The sequence below is a fragment of the Microbacterium sp. Ag1 genome (genome assembly GCF_001005635.1).
Taxonomy (GTDB): domain Bacteria; phylum Actinomycetota; class Actinomycetes; order Actinomycetales; family Microbacteriaceae; genus Microbacterium; species Microbacterium oxydans.
This window is the reverse complement of the sequence record NZ_LBCR01000033.1, coordinates 132,116-147,368: the sequence shown is the minus strand read 5'-3', so window position 1 is coordinate 147,368 and position 15,253 is coordinate 132,116. Positions and strand designations below refer to the sequence as shown.

At 66.9% G+C, this 15,253-nt stretch carries 12 protein-coding genes; 6 read left to right on the top strand and 6 right to left on the bottom strand.

The genetic code is table 11. The features are described 5' to 3' along the window. The first annotated feature begins 129 nt into the window (after positions 1-129). Together AAY78_RS15595 and AAY78_RS15590 are read left to right on the top strand one after the other, a co-directional pair. Positions 130-1,491, top strand: a complete 1,362-nt coding sequence (locus AAY78_RS15595) for a glycoside hydrolase family 1 protein (protein WP_046749210.1) — start codon at positions 130-132, stop codon at positions 1,489-1,491. Further along, positions 1,488-2,726: an MFS transporter gene (locus AAY78_RS15590; RefSeq protein WP_046749209.1), complete on the top strand. Its 1,239-nt coding sequence runs from the start codon at positions 1,488-1,490 to the stop codon at positions 2,724-2,726. Before AAY78_RS15595 ends, AAY78_RS15590 begins: the two co-directional genes overlap by 4 nt. Here the strand turns inward: AAY78_RS15590 and AAY78_RS15585 are convergent. The 5 genes from AAY78_RS15585 to AAY78_RS15565 form a co-directional block, all read right to left on the bottom strand. Continuing rightward, on the bottom strand, positions 2,670-3,497 hold the full coding sequence (locus AAY78_RS15585; protein WP_082108723.1) for an alpha/beta fold hydrolase: 828 nt from the start codon (positions 3,495-3,497) through the stop codon (positions 2,670-2,672). The genes AAY78_RS15590 and AAY78_RS15585 overlap by 57 nt on opposite strands. Before the next feature lie 75 nt (positions 3,498-3,572). Further along, positions 3,573-5,282, bottom strand: a complete 1,710-nt coding sequence (locus tag AAY78_RS15580) for an ABC transporter family substrate-binding protein (protein ID WP_046749208.1) — start codon at positions 5,280-5,282, stop codon at positions 3,573-3,575. A gap of 116 nt (positions 5,283-5,398) precedes the next feature. Beyond that, the gene (locus AAY78_RS15575; RefSeq protein WP_046749207.1) at positions 5,399-7,327 is read right to left on the bottom strand and encodes an ABC transporter ATP-binding protein; all 1,929 of its coding nucleotides are present in this window, start codon (positions 7,325-7,327) and stop codon (positions 5,399-5,401) included. Continuing rightward, on the bottom strand, positions 7,324-8,253 hold the full coding sequence (locus AAY78_RS15570) for an ABC transporter permease (protein WP_046749206.1): 930 nt from the start codon (positions 8,251-8,253) through the stop codon (positions 7,324-7,326). The genes AAY78_RS15575 and AAY78_RS15570 overlap by 4 nt, the downstream gene beginning before the upstream one ends. Positions 8,254-8,255: 2 nt before the next feature. Continuing rightward, positions 8,256-9,239, bottom strand: coding sequence for an ABC transporter permease (locus AAY78_RS15565; RefSeq protein ID WP_046749205.1), 984 nt, complete (start codon positions 9,237-9,239; stop codon positions 8,256-8,258). 241 nt (positions 9,240-9,480) lie between these two features. Between AAY78_RS15565 and lepA the strand changes: the two genes are divergently transcribed. From lepA to hemW, 4 genes are all read left to right on the top strand, one after another. After that, positions 9,481-11,334: a translation elongation factor 4 gene (gene lepA / locus AAY78_RS15560; RefSeq protein ID WP_046749204.1), complete on the top strand. Its 1,854-nt coding sequence runs from the start codon at positions 9,481-9,483 to the stop codon at positions 11,332-11,334. 30 nt (positions 11,335-11,364) lie between these two features. After that, entirely contained in the window at positions 11,365-11,826 is a 462-nt protein-coding gene (locus AAY78_RS15555; protein ID WP_127012114.1) for a DUF1990 family protein, read from the top strand. A gap of 67 nt (positions 11,827-11,893) precedes the next feature. Then, positions 11,894-12,547, top strand: a complete 654-nt coding sequence (locus AAY78_RS15550) for a DUF1990 family protein (protein ID WP_046749203.1) — start codon at positions 11,894-11,896, stop codon at positions 12,545-12,547. Next, entirely contained in the window at positions 12,547-13,764 is a 1,218-nt protein-coding gene (gene hemW / locus AAY78_RS15545; RefSeq protein ID WP_046749202.1) for a radical SAM family heme chaperone HemW, read from the top strand. Before AAY78_RS15550 ends, hemW begins: the two co-directional genes overlap by 1 nt. Before the next feature lie 15 nt (positions 13,765-13,779). Here the strand turns inward: hemW and AAY78_RS15540 are convergent, their stop codons facing one another. Continuing rightward, a complete protein-coding gene (locus tag AAY78_RS15540; protein ID WP_046749201.1) occupies positions 13,780-15,198 on the bottom strand; it encodes a carboxylesterase/lipase family protein in 1,419 nt (472 codons plus the stop codon). Positions 15,199-15,253: the final 55 nt, after the last annotated feature.

The window sequence follows — 15,253 nt, the reverse complement described above, 5'->3', positions numbered from 1 at the left end:
CAAGAGTCGAGTCTACCAGCAGACGGGCCGTTGACGCGAAACGGCGGCGAGAACGCGAGACTCAGTCGCGGATTCGACGGTACCGGGTGCAGAATCATCATTATCCCGACACTGATGTCTAGGAGCCACATGACCCTCGAGCCCTCCCGTTCGCCCATGCCCTCCGGGCTCCGCTGGTCCGCAGCGACGTCCGCCTTCCAGATCGAGGGCTCCCGGCCCACCGGTGCATCCGGGCGATCAATCTGGGACGACTTCCTCGAGAGGCCGGGTGCCGTCCTCGACGGATCCATGGCCGACCCCGCGTGCGACAGCTACCGGCGCCCCGAACGCGACGTCGCTCTCGCGTCCGGTCTCGGACTCGACCGATACCGGTTCTCCATCCCGTGGGCTCGCGTCCAGCCCGACGGCCTGGGTCCGGGAGACACCACAGCGCTCGACCACTACTCGTGCGTCGTGGACATGCTTCTCGACGCCGGGATCCAGCCGTTCCCCACCCTGTACCACTGGGAGATGCCGAGCAGCGTCGAAGCCGACGGCGGGTGGCTCGAGCGCGACACCGCCGAGCGCTTCGCCGACTATGCGGCGCTTGTGGCTGATCGCCTCGGCGATCGGGTGCAGAACTGGTACACCCTCAACGAACCCGCGATGACGACCCTCCAGGGGTATGCGGTCGGTGCATTGGCGCCAGGCAAGCGACTCCTGTTCGGTGCCCTGCCTACCGCCCATCATCAACTGCTGGCGCACGCCCGCGCAGCGGCGGTGCTCCGAGATCGCGGTGCTGTCGCGGTGGGTCTGGTCAACAACCACACCTGGGTCCTGCCGCTGGGTGACACCGCCGACGACCATGAGGCCGCGGCGATCTACGACCTGATCCACAACAGGGTCTTCAGCGAGCCGCTCCTCGCCGGCACCTACCCCGACCTGGAAGCACTCGGCCTGCCTTCGATGCCCGCGCAGGAAGGCGACCTCGAAGCCATCGGCCACTCTATCGATTTCTACGGCGTCAACTTCTACAATCCGACGACGGTCACGAACGCCGAAGAGGGAAGCCCGATCCCCTTCGACATCGTGCCGACGCCCGGCGTTCCGGTCACCGGATTCGGTCCCGAATGGCCGATCATGCCCGGCGCGCTGCGCGACCTGCTGATCGACCTGCATGGTCGCCATCCCGACATGCCGCCCGTGATCATCGGGGAGAACGGCGCCTCCTTCCCCGAGCCCGAGCGCGCGACCCGCGTGGAGGACACCGACCGCATCTCGTACCTCGCCGGGCATCTGCAGGCCGTCGGCGATGCGATCTCGGCCGGAGTGCCGGTGGAGGAGTACACGGTGTGGTCATTGCTGGACAACTGGGAATGGGCCGACGGCTACACCCAGCGATTCGGCCTCGTCCACGTCGACTTCGAGACGGGCGAGCGAACGCCCAAAGCCTCGTACGACTGGTACCGAGAGGTCATCCGGAGTTCGCGTGCAGCGGGGGAAAAGCGATGAACACCTCCGAGCACCCCCGCACCATACGAGCCGGCGCGCGATGGATGTCGCTGTTCACGCTCGCCTGGCTGGCGATCTGGACCGTGCAGCTCACTCCGGTGCAGCTCCTCCTCCCGCTGCAGCTCGACACTCCGGAAGACGACTGGATTCGCGGGGTCGTCTCCTCGGGCTTGGTTCTGGGCATCGGCGGGCTCGCAGGCATCCTCGCGGGTCCCGCCGCCGGTGCGCTCTCGGACCGTGCGGCTGCAGGCAGACACCGCCGTCGCCCCTGGGCGGTCGGAGGGGTTCTGCTGACGGCGGTGTGCCTCGTGCTCACGGGCTACGCCGACGGTCCGTGGACCGTGGGCGCAGGTTGGGTGGGCGTGTCGATCGGCGTCGCCGTGTCATCGGCGGCCTTCACCGCGCTCATCGCCGATCAGCTGCCGACGACGCAGCGAGGTGCCGCATCTGCCGCGGTCGGTTCCAGCCAGGCCGTCGGCATCGTCGTCGGAGTGGGGCTCGTGGTCCTCCTCGGCCTCGGAATCCGCGAGGGGTACTGGCTGCTCGCCGGGATCATCGCGGTCGTCGGCACGGCGACCGCACTCCTGCTGCCGGATCCGCCGAGTACGGAGGCGCTGAGGCCTAAGCGCAGCGGAGGGCGCCGGCTCGCCTCGCTCCGCGACCGCGACTTCGCGTGGATGCTCTCCGGTCGACTGGTGACGAACGTGGGGAATGCCCTCGGCACCGCGCTGTTCCTGTTCTTCCTGTTGCACGGCCTCGGGCAGCCCAGCGCGACAGCCCAGGACAACCTGCTGCTGCTCATCGTCGTGTACACGGTCTTCGTCGTCCTCGCCTCCGTGGTCACCGGCATCGTGTCCGACCGCACCGGGAACAGGAGAACGCTCACGGTCGCCGCAACGGTCGTGCAAGCGGCGTCCGGGGTGGCGATCGCGCTCGTCCCGACGTTCGAGATGACCATGGTGGCCGCGGCCCTCATGGGGCTCGGATACGGGGCGTTCTCCACGGTCGGCCTCGCTTTCGCCGCCGATCTCCTCCCGGATGCGCAGGACCACGCGAGGGATCTGGGAATCGTCAACGTGACGGCCGCCCTCGGACAACTCATCGGCCCGGTGCTGGGAGCCGGCCTGGTCGCACTCGTCGGCGGGTTCTGGCTCGTGTTCGTCGCAGCCGCCGTGCTGTCACTGGTCGGCGGACTCCTCACGGCGTTCGCTCGGCAGCCGTCCACGGCGGCGTGAGCGCGCAGCGAGCTCCTCTACGTCCACGTCTTCTGCATCCGCCTGGGCTGCTTCCGCCTGCTCGACGGTCGCGATGGCGAGCTGCAGCACGGCGTTGAAGATCTCCGGTCGCATCGCGGTGATCAGGTGGGTGGTGCGCGGCACGACGATCAGCTCCGCATGTGGTGCGAGCTGCCGGAACAGAGGCTCGTTCAGCCGCAACTGGTCGTACTGCCCGTTCACGAACCACAGCGGAACGGTGATGCGGGGAACGGCTGCGGCGATGTCGAGTGCGGCGAGGCTGCGCAGTGCGGCGTCCTGCGTGTCGAGCGCGTAGCCGCCGGCGGCGAAGTCCGAACGGTTCTCGAGAGGGATGGTGGCGGCGAGCATCTGGCGTGTCAGCCACATCCCGCGATCGGGGAGGGAGTCGACGGCGCGGGCGAACAGGCGGTACGCGGCGAGACCGGTGCCGCGGGGCAGCGACGTGCAGGCGGCGGCGACCAGGGCGGCGATCGGCGGAGCCTCGGCACCGCCGGCGTAGGCGAGCGAGAGCAGTCCGCCCATGGAATGGCCGACGAGGACGACGGGTCCTTTGTCAGCGGCCGCGCGCACTGCGACGTCGATCGTGTGCAGCGCCTCGTGCAGCGTGAAATCCTCCTGCATCCGTGATCCGTGGCCGGGAAGGTCGACGGCGGTGAAGGCGTGTCCCCGCTCCTCGAGATAGACGGCCTGCGACCGCCACATCGTGGCCGAGGTGCGGATGCCGTGCACGAAGACGATCTGTGCGCTCACGGGTTCAGCATAAGGAAAGCGGGGCCGGTGGATGAACCACCGGCCCCGCTTCGACACGATTCGTGTCAGAGGGTGTTACTTCTCCCAGCCGACGTTCTCGACCGGGGTGATGCCGAACAGGTCCAGTCCGACGTAGGGCTCGGGCGTGAGGTTCGCCAGGCCTTCCTTGACGGTGTAGATCTGCGGTCCGTTGTACAGCGGGATGAGGCCCCAGCGCTTGTAGATCTCCGGCTCGAGCTTCATCGCGGCAGCGGTCTGCGCCTCGGGGTCGCTCTGCGACTCGACCTTGTCCTTGATCTCGGCGTCGAGCTCGGCGTCACCGACACCCGACAGGTTGAGACCCGAGTCCGAGCAGTACAGCTGGCAGAACCAGGCGGCACCGAACGGGTCGGACGAGGTGAAGCGGAGTCCGGAGACGTCCCAGTTCTTCGAGGTGTAGTCCTCGGAGAACTGGCTGGCCGGACGGACCTCGACCTTGACATCGATGCCGATCGCCTTCTCCTGCGCCTGCAGCGACTGCGCGAGAGCCTTCTGCGTCGCCGAGTCGGCCCAGATCGGGTAGACGACGGAGAGCTTGACGCCATCCTTCTCGCGGATGCCGTCGGAGCCTTCCTCCCAGCCGGCCTCGTCGAGGAGCTTCTTGGCGCCCTCGACGTCGAACTTCCAGCCGGCCTCCTTCATGGAGTCGGAGTAGCCGGGCTGGAACGAGAACAGGGTCAGCGAGCCGGCCGGGTCCTCTTCGTAGCCGAGGCCGTTCCAGGCGATCTGCTTCTGCTGGTCGATGTTGATGGCCTTGAAGAATGCTTCGCGGACCTTGACGTCCTCGAACTGCGGCTTGGTCGAGTCGACCTGCAGGATGGTGTTGGCCGTCTGCTGCGCGCGGTACACCTTTGCGCCGTCGACGTCCTTGACCTGGTCGATGAGCTCCTGCGAGCCCGTCTCGACCATGTCGACCTCACCGTTCTTGAAGGCGTTGACGCCGGCCTGGGCGTCCATGCCGGTCATGGTGACCTCGTCGAGCAGCGGAGCGTCGCCCCACCACTCGGGGTTCGGCTTGAACGAGATGTAGCCCTTGTTGGCGTCGAACTCGTTGACCGTGTACGGACCTGCGCCCCACTCGGGGTGCGGGTTCTCGATCATCGCCTCGTTGAACGTCGTCGGGTCGGCGAGTGCCGGGTGGATCACGCCGCCGTTGAAGGGCATCTGCGGCCAGGCGAACTCACCCTTGAACGTGACGATCGCGGTCTTCGCGGTGTCACCCTGCTCGACGGACTCGATCTCCTTGTAGCCGTCGGTGGCGTTGGGGTTGAAGCCCTCGTCGTACGAGCGGTTGGCCTTCCACGTGGCGTCGATGGCAGTCCAGTCCATGTCGGTGCCATCGTTCCAGTGCGCCTCATCGGTGAACGTGAAGGTCAGGACGGTCTTGCCGTCCTTCACCTCGTTCTTCCACTCGGAGAGGTAGTTGTCGTTCTTGTACTGCGTGCCATCCGGCTTCATGAGGATGATCTGCGGCATGTACCACGCGGCGATACGCGCGGTGTCGGCGCTGCCGTCGCTGTTGAACGAGTTCAGCTGCGGCGGCACCTCGCGGATGGCGAAGTTGACCGTGCCACCCTCCTTGAGGTTCTCGCGCGGCTGGGGGTTGTAGTTCGCCATCTCGACGTCGGTCTTCTCGCCGGCGTCGCCATTGTCGCCACTACCGGTGTTGCCGGCAGCGCACCCACTGAGCGCGAGTGCGAAAGCGCCGGTGAGTGCCAGCGCTCCCATCAGCTTGTACTGCTTCATGGTGCTCCTTTCGCCTTGCGGCGTGTCATAAGGGGAGAATAGTTCGCCGCGTGCACGAATGCCCCTGCGGCGAGTGAATCTGGACTAACCGTTACCGGACGGTGACCGTCGCTCGATCAGGAGGCGACGGGTCGAGCGGTCACCGTCGCCGGATCGAACACGATCCGCTCGCGCGTGCGCTCGATATCGGGGTCGGGCACCGGGATCGCGGAGAGCAGAGCCTTCGTGTACGGGTGCTGCGGATTGTCGAAGACATCGTCCACATCGCCGTGCTCGACGAAGTCTCCGAGGTACATCACGGCGACGCGGTCGGCGATGTGCCGAACGACGGACAGGTCGTGCGCGACGAACAGGTACGACAGCCCGAGCTTGACCTTGAGATCGTCGAGCAGGTTGATCACGCCGGCCTGGATCGATACGTCGAGCGCGGAGACCGGCTCGTCGAGTACCAGGATCTTCGGGTTGGTGGACAGGGCCCTGGCGATGCCGATTCGCTGACGCTGACCCCCCGAGAACGCCTGAGGGAAACGATCGCTGTGTGCGGGGTTGAGTCCGACGAGATCCATCAGCTCCTGCACACGGCGGTGAGCCTCGGCTTTCGAAGTGCCGATGGCCGACAGCGGCTCCGAGATGATGTCCGCGACCGTCATACGGGGATCGAGCGCCCCCATCGGGTCCTGGAACACGATCTGGATGTCGCGTCGCAGTTCCCGCTCCACCTTGTGGCTGCGGATGTCGTTGACACTGGTGCCGGCGATGATGATATCTCCGTCGGTCTGCTTCACCATGTCCATGATCTGCAGCAGCGTCGTCGTCTTGCCGGAACCGGACTCGCCGACGATGGCCAGGGTCTCGCCCTCGCGCACGTCGAAGCTGATGCCCTTGATCGCGTGCACCTCGCCGACCTTGCGCTTCAGGAACGCGCCCTTGAGCAGCGGGAAGGTCTTCGTGAGATTCTTCACCTCCAGCGTGATGGGTCGCTCCTCGCGGGGCAGGCGGGTCAGTGCGCTGTCCAGCTCCTCGCGCACCGGGTACACGGGCAGGCCGCCGAGAAGGCCGCCGTCGGTGATCTCGTTCGCACGGATGCACGCGGCAAGGTGCTCCTCGCCGCCGCCGGTGAGCACGGGCAGCAGCTCGGGCTCGCGGGTGCGGCAGGCGTCCATGACGATGGGGCAGCGGTCGGCGAACGGGCACGCATCCGGGAGGTTGATCAGCAGCGGGGGATTGCCCTTGATCGGCGTGAGCGGCTCCTTCTCGGCTTTGTCCACGCGGGGGATCGCACCGAGGAGGCCGATCGAGTACGGCATCCGCGTCTGATGGAACAGCTCGCGCACCGGTGCCTGCTCGACGGGCTTGCCTGCATACATGACCATCACATCGTCGGCCGTGCGGGCGACGACGCCCATGTCATGGGTGATCATCATGACGGCGGCGCCGGTCTCGGCCTGGGCCTTCTCGATCAGGTCGAGGATCTGCGCCTGGATCGTCACGTCCAGCGCCGTGGTCGGTTCGTCGGCGATGATCAGCTTCGGGTTGTTGGCCATCGCGATGGCGATGACGACGCGCTGACGCATCCCACCGGAGAACTCGTGCGGGAAGGACTTCATCCGCTTCTCGGGTTCCGTGATGCCGACGAGCTTCAGGAGCTCGATCGACCGGGTGGTCGCCTCCTTGACGCTGAGGTTGCGGTGCACCGTCAGCGCCTCGATCAGCTGCGCACCGATCGTGTAGACGGGAGTGAGCGAGGTGAGCGGGTCCTGGAAGACCATGGAGATCCCGTTGCCGCGGATGGCGGAGAGCTGGGTATCGGTCTTGCCAAGGAGCTCCTGACCGTCGAAGACGATCGAGCCGGTCACCTTGGCGTTCTCGTCGAGCAACCCCATCACGGCGAGGGAGGTGACCGACTTGCCCGAGCCCGACTCTCCGACGATGCCGAGCGTCTTTCCGGCTTCGAGGTCGAAGGAGACGCCGCGGACCGCGTCGACTCGACCGGACTCGGAAGCGAAGCTGACCTTGAGGTCGCGGACGGAGAGTACAGGGCTCATGCGCGGCCTCCTGCAGCCGAGGTGGGATCGAGGGCATCGCGCAGTCCGTCGGCGATGAGCGCCATGGAGACGGTGAGCAGCGTGAGGACGAGCGCGGGGAAGTAGAACAGCCACGGGGAGCTGATGATGGAGGAGCTGCCCTCGCCGATCAGCGAACCGAGGGAGACGTCGGGGATCTTGACGCCGAAGCCGATGAACGACAGCCCGGTCTCGGTGGTGACGGCGGCGACGATGCCGAGGGTGAAGTTGATCACCAGCAGCGATCCGATGTTCGGGATCAGATGCCGGGTCACGATGCGCAGGCCACGCACGCCCATGTAGCGCGCTGCCTGGACGTACTCGCGCTCGCGCAGCGACAGCGTCATGGTCCAGATGATGCGGGCCGGGAAGAACCAGCCGACGAAGATCATCACGAAGGCGATGACCCACCACACGCCGCCGGAGTCGTTCGAGATGATCGACAGCAGCAGGAAGGTCGGGACAACCATCATGAAGTGGATGAACAGCAGGGCGAACCGCTCGAACCAGCCGCCGAAGTAGGCGGCAGCGGTGCCGACGAGGGCCGAGAGGATCGTCGTGCCGACGGAGACGGTGACAGCGATCATGAGAGAGCGCTGCAGACCGATCGCCGTCTGCGTGTAGGTGTCGTTACCGGCGCCGTTGGTTCCGAACCAGTGCGCGGCGGACGGCGGCTGGCTCAGCGCCAGGAAGTCCATGCTGTCGACGGCATACGGAGACAGCAGGGGGCCGACCGTGGAGAAGATGATCAGCACGACCAGGACGATGACACCTCCCACAGCCGGCTTGTTGCGCATGAATCGGCGGGTGTAGAGCGTCCACTTGGACAGCGACTTGCCCGAGGCGCGATCGGCGGTCGGCGGGGCTGCCGGCGGCTCGACGAGGGGGTCGATCATATCGGTGGTCATGGTCAGCTCACCCTCACTCGCGGGTCGAGAACGACGACGACGATGTCGGCGAGCACTGCGCCGATCGCGGTCAGCACGGCGCCGAAGGCGGCGACGGCGACCACGCCGTTGATGTCGTTGTTGTTGATGGTGTCGAGGAAGTACCGCCCCATGCCCTGCCAGGCGAAGATCCGCTCCGTCAGGACGGCGCCCGTGAAGATCGTCGGGATCGTGAAGGCGACCTGCGTGGCCACCGGGATGAGCGACGTTCGCAGGGCGTGCTTGCGGATCGCCTGCGACTTGGTCAGGCCCTTGGCGCGGGCGGTGCGCACGTAGTCGGCATTGATGTTGTCGAGCAGGAGCGACCGCTGCAGGAAGTGGTACTGGGCGTAACCGACGATCACGAGTGCGATCGTCGGGAGAGTGAGGTGCTGCAGCGTGTCGACGAGGACGGGGAAGAACCCGGTCACCCCCGGACTCGATGAACCGGTGACGTAGAAGATGCGGACGCCGGTCCACTCGTTGAGGGCGATCGCGAGGAGGACCACGGCGAGGCCGGCGACGATGATGTTCACGTTCATCGTGATGATCGATGTCGCCTGACCGATACGGTCGGCGAGCTTGTACTGGCGGGAGGCGGTGTAGACGCCGAGCCAGATGCCGAGCACCGCCGCGATGATCGTCGCGCCGAGCACCAGCTCGGCACTGACCCACATGCGGTAGGACACCTGCTCGTTGACCGACTGCCCGGTGGGGCTCACACCCCAGTCCCAGCGGAAGAGGATGCCGCTGAACCAGTTCCACCACCGCTCGATCAGCGGGACGGTGTCGCTGAGGTTGCGCGGGATCAGGACGTTGTCGATCTGCTCAGGAGAGAGCGGAGGTCGGCGCCCGACATAGTTGCTGCGCGGATCGAGGAAGCCCCACGCCAGGAAGAACGTGAGGTTCGTGGCGACCACGATCATGAGCAGCCAGCCGAGTGCTCGGCGCAAGAGGTACTTGATCAAGGGGGGTAAGTCTTTCTCTTCTACAGACGCGCTCGGGATCTGCCGACGCAACGCTGAGTCAGTTGGATACACAATCGCCATCCACCGAACTCTGCGACGCGACGACCATCACGGGGTGTATGACGGAGTCTTATCGCTTGCGGGATCCGGTGTCACGGATTTTCCCTGGCAACTTCGGGAGACTATCACCGGTATGGCCGAATCGGGGATTAGCCTCCCCTGACCGTACAATCGAGTGGACATGTCCCCACGCGCTCTCACCCCTCTTCAGCCTGCTGCGACGCCGGCTGCGCAGATCCGTAATTTCTGCATCATCGCCCACATCGACCACGGCAAGTCGACGCTCGCCGACCGCATGCTCCAGATCACGGGCGTCGTCTCGGATCGCGACATGCGCGCGCAGTACCTCGACCGTATGGACATCGAGCGTGAGCGCGGCATCACCATCAAGAGCCAGGCGGTCAGGATGCCCTGGGAGCTGGATGGGCAGACCGTCGCGTTGAACATGATCGACACCCCGGGTCACGTCGACTTCACGTACGAGGTGTCCCGGTCCCTCGCCGCCTGCGAGGGAGCGATCCTGCTCGTCGACGCCGCACAGGGCATCGAAGCGCAGACCCTCGCCAACCTGTACCTCGCGCTCGAGAACGATCTCCACATCATCCCGGTGCTGAACAAGATCGACCTCCCGGCGGCCGACCCGGAGAAGTACGCGAAGGAGCTGGCCTCCCTCATCGGCGGGAGGCCGGAGGATGTGCTGCGGGTCTCCGGTAAGACCGGTGCCGGCGTGGAGGACCTGCTCGACAGGCTCGTCCAGGAGATCCCGGCGCCGAGGGGTGACGCGGATGCTCCGGCCCGCGCCATGATCTTCGACTCGGTCTATGACGCGTACCGCGGCGTCGTCACGTACGTCCGCATGATCGACGGCAGCCTGTCGCCCCGCGAGCGCATCCAGATGATGTCGACGGGCGCGAACCACGAGGCTCTCGAGGTCGGCGTGTCCAGCCCGGAACCGACTCCCACCAAGGGGCTCGGGGTCGGTGAGGTCGGCTACCTCATCACCGGCGTGAAGGACGTCCGTCTCTCCAAGGTCGGCGACACGATCACGAACGCCCGCAAGCCCGCATCCGAAGCGCACCCCGGATACACCGACCCGAAACCGATGGTGTTCTCGGGCATCTACCCGATCGACGGCAGCGACTATGCGGAGCTCCGCGAGGCCCTGGACAAGCTGAAGCTCTCCGATGCCTCCCTGCAGTACGAGCCGGAGACCTCGGTCGCCCTCGGGTTCGGATTCCGCTGCGGCTTCCTCGGACTCCTGCACCTGGAGATCGTGACCGAGCGTCTTGCGCGGGAGTTCGGACTCGATCTCATCACCACGGCGCCCAGCGTGATCTACGAGGTGCTCACGAGCGACACCGGCGAGACCGTCACCGTCACGAACCCGAGCGAGTACCCCGATGGGCGCATCGGCTCGGTGTCGGAGCCCATGGTCAAGGCGGCCATCCTGTTGCCCAAGGACTACGTCGGCACCGTCATGGAGCTGTGCCAGTCGCGTCGAGGCACGTTGCTCGGCATGGAGTACTTCTCCGAGGAGCGCGTCGAGCTGCGCTACAACATGCCGCTCGGCGAGATCGTCTTCGACTTCTTCGATCAGCTGAAGTCGAAGACCCAGGGGTATGCGTCGCTCGACTACGAGCCCTCAGGGCAGCAGGAAGCCGACCTGGTGAAGGTCGACATCCTCCTGCAGGGGGAGAAGGTCGATGCCTTCAGTTCGATCGTGCACCGCGACAAGGCCTACGCCTACGGCACGATGATGGCGGAGCGGCTGCGCAAGCTCATCCCTCGCCAGCAGTTCGAGGTGCCGATCCAGGCCGCGATCGGCGCACGCATCATCGCCCGCGAGACGATCCGCGCGATCCGCAAGGACGTGCTGGCCAAGTGCTACGGCGGCGACATCACCCGCAAGCGCAAGCTCCTCGAGAAGCAGAAGGAGGGCAAGAAGCGCATGAAGATGGTGGGCCGTGTCGAGGTGCCGCAGGAGGCGTTCATCGCTGCGCTCTCCGGCGATGTCGAAGGCAAGGAAAAGAAGTAACCGGTGCCGTTCCCGGCGTATGAGCGGGGGGTGACGCGCGGCCCGATCCGCGCGGTGCCGAAGGGGATGCGCCTCTCCGAGCGTTCAACGGTCGTCGGCCCTGCCGCGCGAACTGCGGTCGCCGCGCTGGTGAGCTCGTGGGAGTTCAAGCGCCGTGCGGGATTCGAAGTCCCTGCCGGTGCGCCTGCCGCAGGCGTCGAGGGCGTGCTCGCGAAGCGTCTGCTCGGTATTCGATTCGTGGAGCCCGTACGGGTCGTATGGGCGGATGAGAACGGCTTCGGCTACGAAACCCGTCCTGGGCATCCGATCTACGGCGAGGAGTCGTTCCTGATCGACGAGCACGGCGTTTTCGTCGCGCGATCGGTCTCGCGTCCTTCGACGTGGTTCTGGCGATTGCTGGCGCCGGCGCTCCTGCTGCTGCAGCGAGCCACGCACGACCGGTATGTCCGCATCGTTCAGGATGAGGCGGGGGCGTCGTCGGTCTCGCGCTGAGCCACGATGTGACGCTCCGCGGCGCGTGGGGGTGTTCGCTCAGGTAACCCGAAGTAGGGTGGAAGTCATGCGGCGCGGGACTTTCCGAGACGACACGGTGGACTATGCGGCCGTGGGTGCGACCCATGCTCCGGATCTGATGCAGTACCCGCCGGAGCGCAGCATCCCGGCGGAGGAATCCTGGCGGATCGGCAGCGGGATCGAACGCTTCCAGACCGCCGGAGAAGCGCTTCTGTCGTGGACGGCACAGCGCGCTGCCGGCCTGACGGTCGAAGACGTGCGCCCCGCACCGGGACCTGCCTATGCGGGCGTGAGCTTCGACGCCGAGGGCAACCCGATCGCTCCGAGCAAGCGCGACGTCGAGCAGCGCTACGACGCGGAGGGCATGCCGTTCGTCGGCGCGGGGATGACCCTGCACCTCCGCGGGCGCGTCGCGGGCATGCGCGCCGACTCCGAGCTCCGCGTGATCTCCGTCACGGAGGAGACCCGTCGTGTCGGGTTCGTCCTCGGAACCGTCGGCGGATCGGTGGTCAGCGGAGAAGAGTCGTTCGACGTGGACTGGCGTGAAGACAACGACGAGGTGTGGTTCACCGTGCGCGCCTTCGACGCGCCGAACGGCCTGCTCTACCGCACGATCCCCGCTCTCGTGAAGCGTCGCCGCCGCGAGCTCTTCGCGCGCTATCTTCGGGCGATCTCCCCGCTGTACGCGACTCCCGTCTGATGGCGGGACCACTTCCTCTCGGAGACCCCGCCCCGGCGGACGGACGCTTGCCCGCAGATCTTCGGATCGATGAGCATGTGCCGTTCTCCGCCTACCTGCACATCCCGTTCTGCACCGTGCGCTGCGGCTACTGCGACTTCAACACGTACACCTCGACCGAGCTGCGCGGGGCGAAGCAGGAGGACTACGCGTCGACGTTGATCGCGGAGATCGCCCTCGCTCGTCGAGTGCTGGATGACGCGGGAGCGCTGCGGCCGATGGACACCGTGTTCTTCGGCGGCGGTACTCCCACGCTTCTCCCCGCCGGCGACCTCGCACGCATGCTCGGAGCGGCGACAGATGCGTTCGGCCTGGCAGCGGGCGCGGAGGTCACGGTCGAGGCGAACCCCGACACGGTGACGCCCGAAGTGGCGCACACCTTGGCACGAGCAGGAGTCACGAGGATGTCGGTCGGCATGCAGTCTGCCGTTCCCCACGTGCTCGCCGCCCTCGATCGCACGCACCGCCCCGAGAACGTGCGCACGGCCGTCGCCGCCGCGAAGGATGCGGGCCTTGCCGTGAGCGTGGACCTGATCTACGGCGCACCGGGGGAGTCCCTCGCCGACTGGCAGGCGTCGCTCGATGCCGCACTCGCGCTGGAGCCGGACCACATCTCGGCCTACGCGCTCATCATCGAAGACGGAACCAAGCTCGCGCGTCAGATCCGCCGCGGGGAGGTGCCGACCCCCGACGACGATCTCCAGGCCGACATGTACGAGCTCGCCGACGCCCGACTCGCTGCCGGCGGCTTCGACTGGTACGAGGTGAGCAACTGGGCGCGCACGCCCGATCGTCGCTCCCGACACAACCTCGCGTACTGGCGGGGGAACGACTGGTGGGGCTTCGGTCCCGGAGCGCACAGCCACGTCGCCGGTCTGCGCTGGTGGAACGTGAAGCACCCCGCGGCGTACGCCCAGCGCCTTGCCGCATCCGAGTCGCCGGCAGCAGGCACCGAGCGCCCGGACGACGACTCGCGCACGCTCGAGCGGATCCTGCTGCTCAGCCGCATCCGCGAGGGGATCGCGATCGACGACGTCCCGAGGGCGAACCGGAGCAGGGTCGCCGGACTCATCGCCGACGGTCTCGTCGAACCACTCGCAGCGCTTCAAGGGCGCGTGCAGCTGACGCTACGCGGTCGCCTGCTCGCCGATGCCGTCGTCCGCGAACTGACCGACTGAAGGCTGAAGCGTTCGTCACCCGGGGAGCAGATCCATCGCCGCCGCACGTCGTTGGGGCACCGTCGTGCTCCTGGCATCGAACACCCGCGTGAGGCGATCGTCACCGTAGGCCGGCCAGCCAGGATCGCCCGACGTCACGAACCCGACCCACGACGTGTTCATCTCGGCGGCGAGATCACGCGGAGCGTCGGGACCTGCCAGACGCGCGGCTTCGTCGTCATCGAGGCGATCGAACACGAACCCGAGCTCGAGCGCGTGTGCCGCGCGGAGATCGCGGACGGGACTCGGCCAGGCGAACTCGTAGACGTGCGTCTTCTCCGGGCGCGCGGCTGCCACCCGGCTCAACGGAGCACGCAGCATCACGTCCGTGACGAGCTGCCCCAGGATCTCTCCAGCGCCGGCGTCGGGGAACGCGGATCGATAGGCCGCCACCGCACGTCGAGGGATGCGGGAGAGCAGTCGCGCGGCTTGCAGCTTGAACTCTCCGATGCCTGCCAGCACCTCCGGTGGGAACCAGAGCCGATACTCGTCGGTGTTGCTCCCGATGAGTAGCGGCGTGTCGATCTCGCGAAGCACCTCGTGCGGTGACCGGGGAAGGCTCTCGGGGTCGATCGCCAACTGGAACGCCGGAGCCCCGCCGAGGGGAGACGATCCGGCGGATTGAGCTTTCCGTGCGTCCAACAGCTTCTCGGGCGTCAGAGCGGCGAAAGAGGCGCGGTCGGCTCGTACTCCGAGTCGCTTCGCGAGTCGAGCCGTCACACGTCCGGCCTTCTTCGGAGTCTGCGCCTGGAGTGGTCCGGACTCGATGATGGCGCGACTGATGAGTGCGCGGGAGTCCGCCCGAGCGAGGAGTCCGGCGACGATGGCTCCACCGGCGGACTCGCCCATCGCCGTTATCCGTGTCGGGTCGCCGCCGAGAGCGGCGACCTCACGGTGCACCCACTCGAGGGCCGCGACCGCATCGCGCAGGCCGAGGTTCCGTGGGGCGCCCTCCAAGACGGAGAACCCCTCCGAGCCGAGTCGGTAGTTGATCGACACGAAGACGATTCCCGCCTGCGCGAAGACAGTGCCGTCATAGAGCGGAAGAGCGGCGGTGCCGCGTTCGAGCGCGCCGCCGTGGATCCAGAGCAGCACGGGGGCGCCGGAGGCGTCGGTCGGAGCCCAGACGTTCGCCGTGAGGATGTCGTCTCCGTCGATCCGCACCGAGCCGAGCAGCTCGCCGACGGCGCCCGCATACGGAACCTGAGGCGGAGTGGGGCCGAACTCCAGTGCGTCGCGCACGCCGTCCCAGGTCGCGACAGGCTGCGGCTCGCGGAACCTGTGCTCGCCGAACGGCGCCATGGCATACGGGATGCCGAGGTAGCGGACGATCCCCGCCTCCTCGACGCCACGAACGATGCCGGTCGACAGGGTGGCATGCGGGGAGGAGGTCATGAGCGTCATCCTAGAGTCGTCGGTCCGCGGTACGGAGAACCCGCAGTTGCACGGG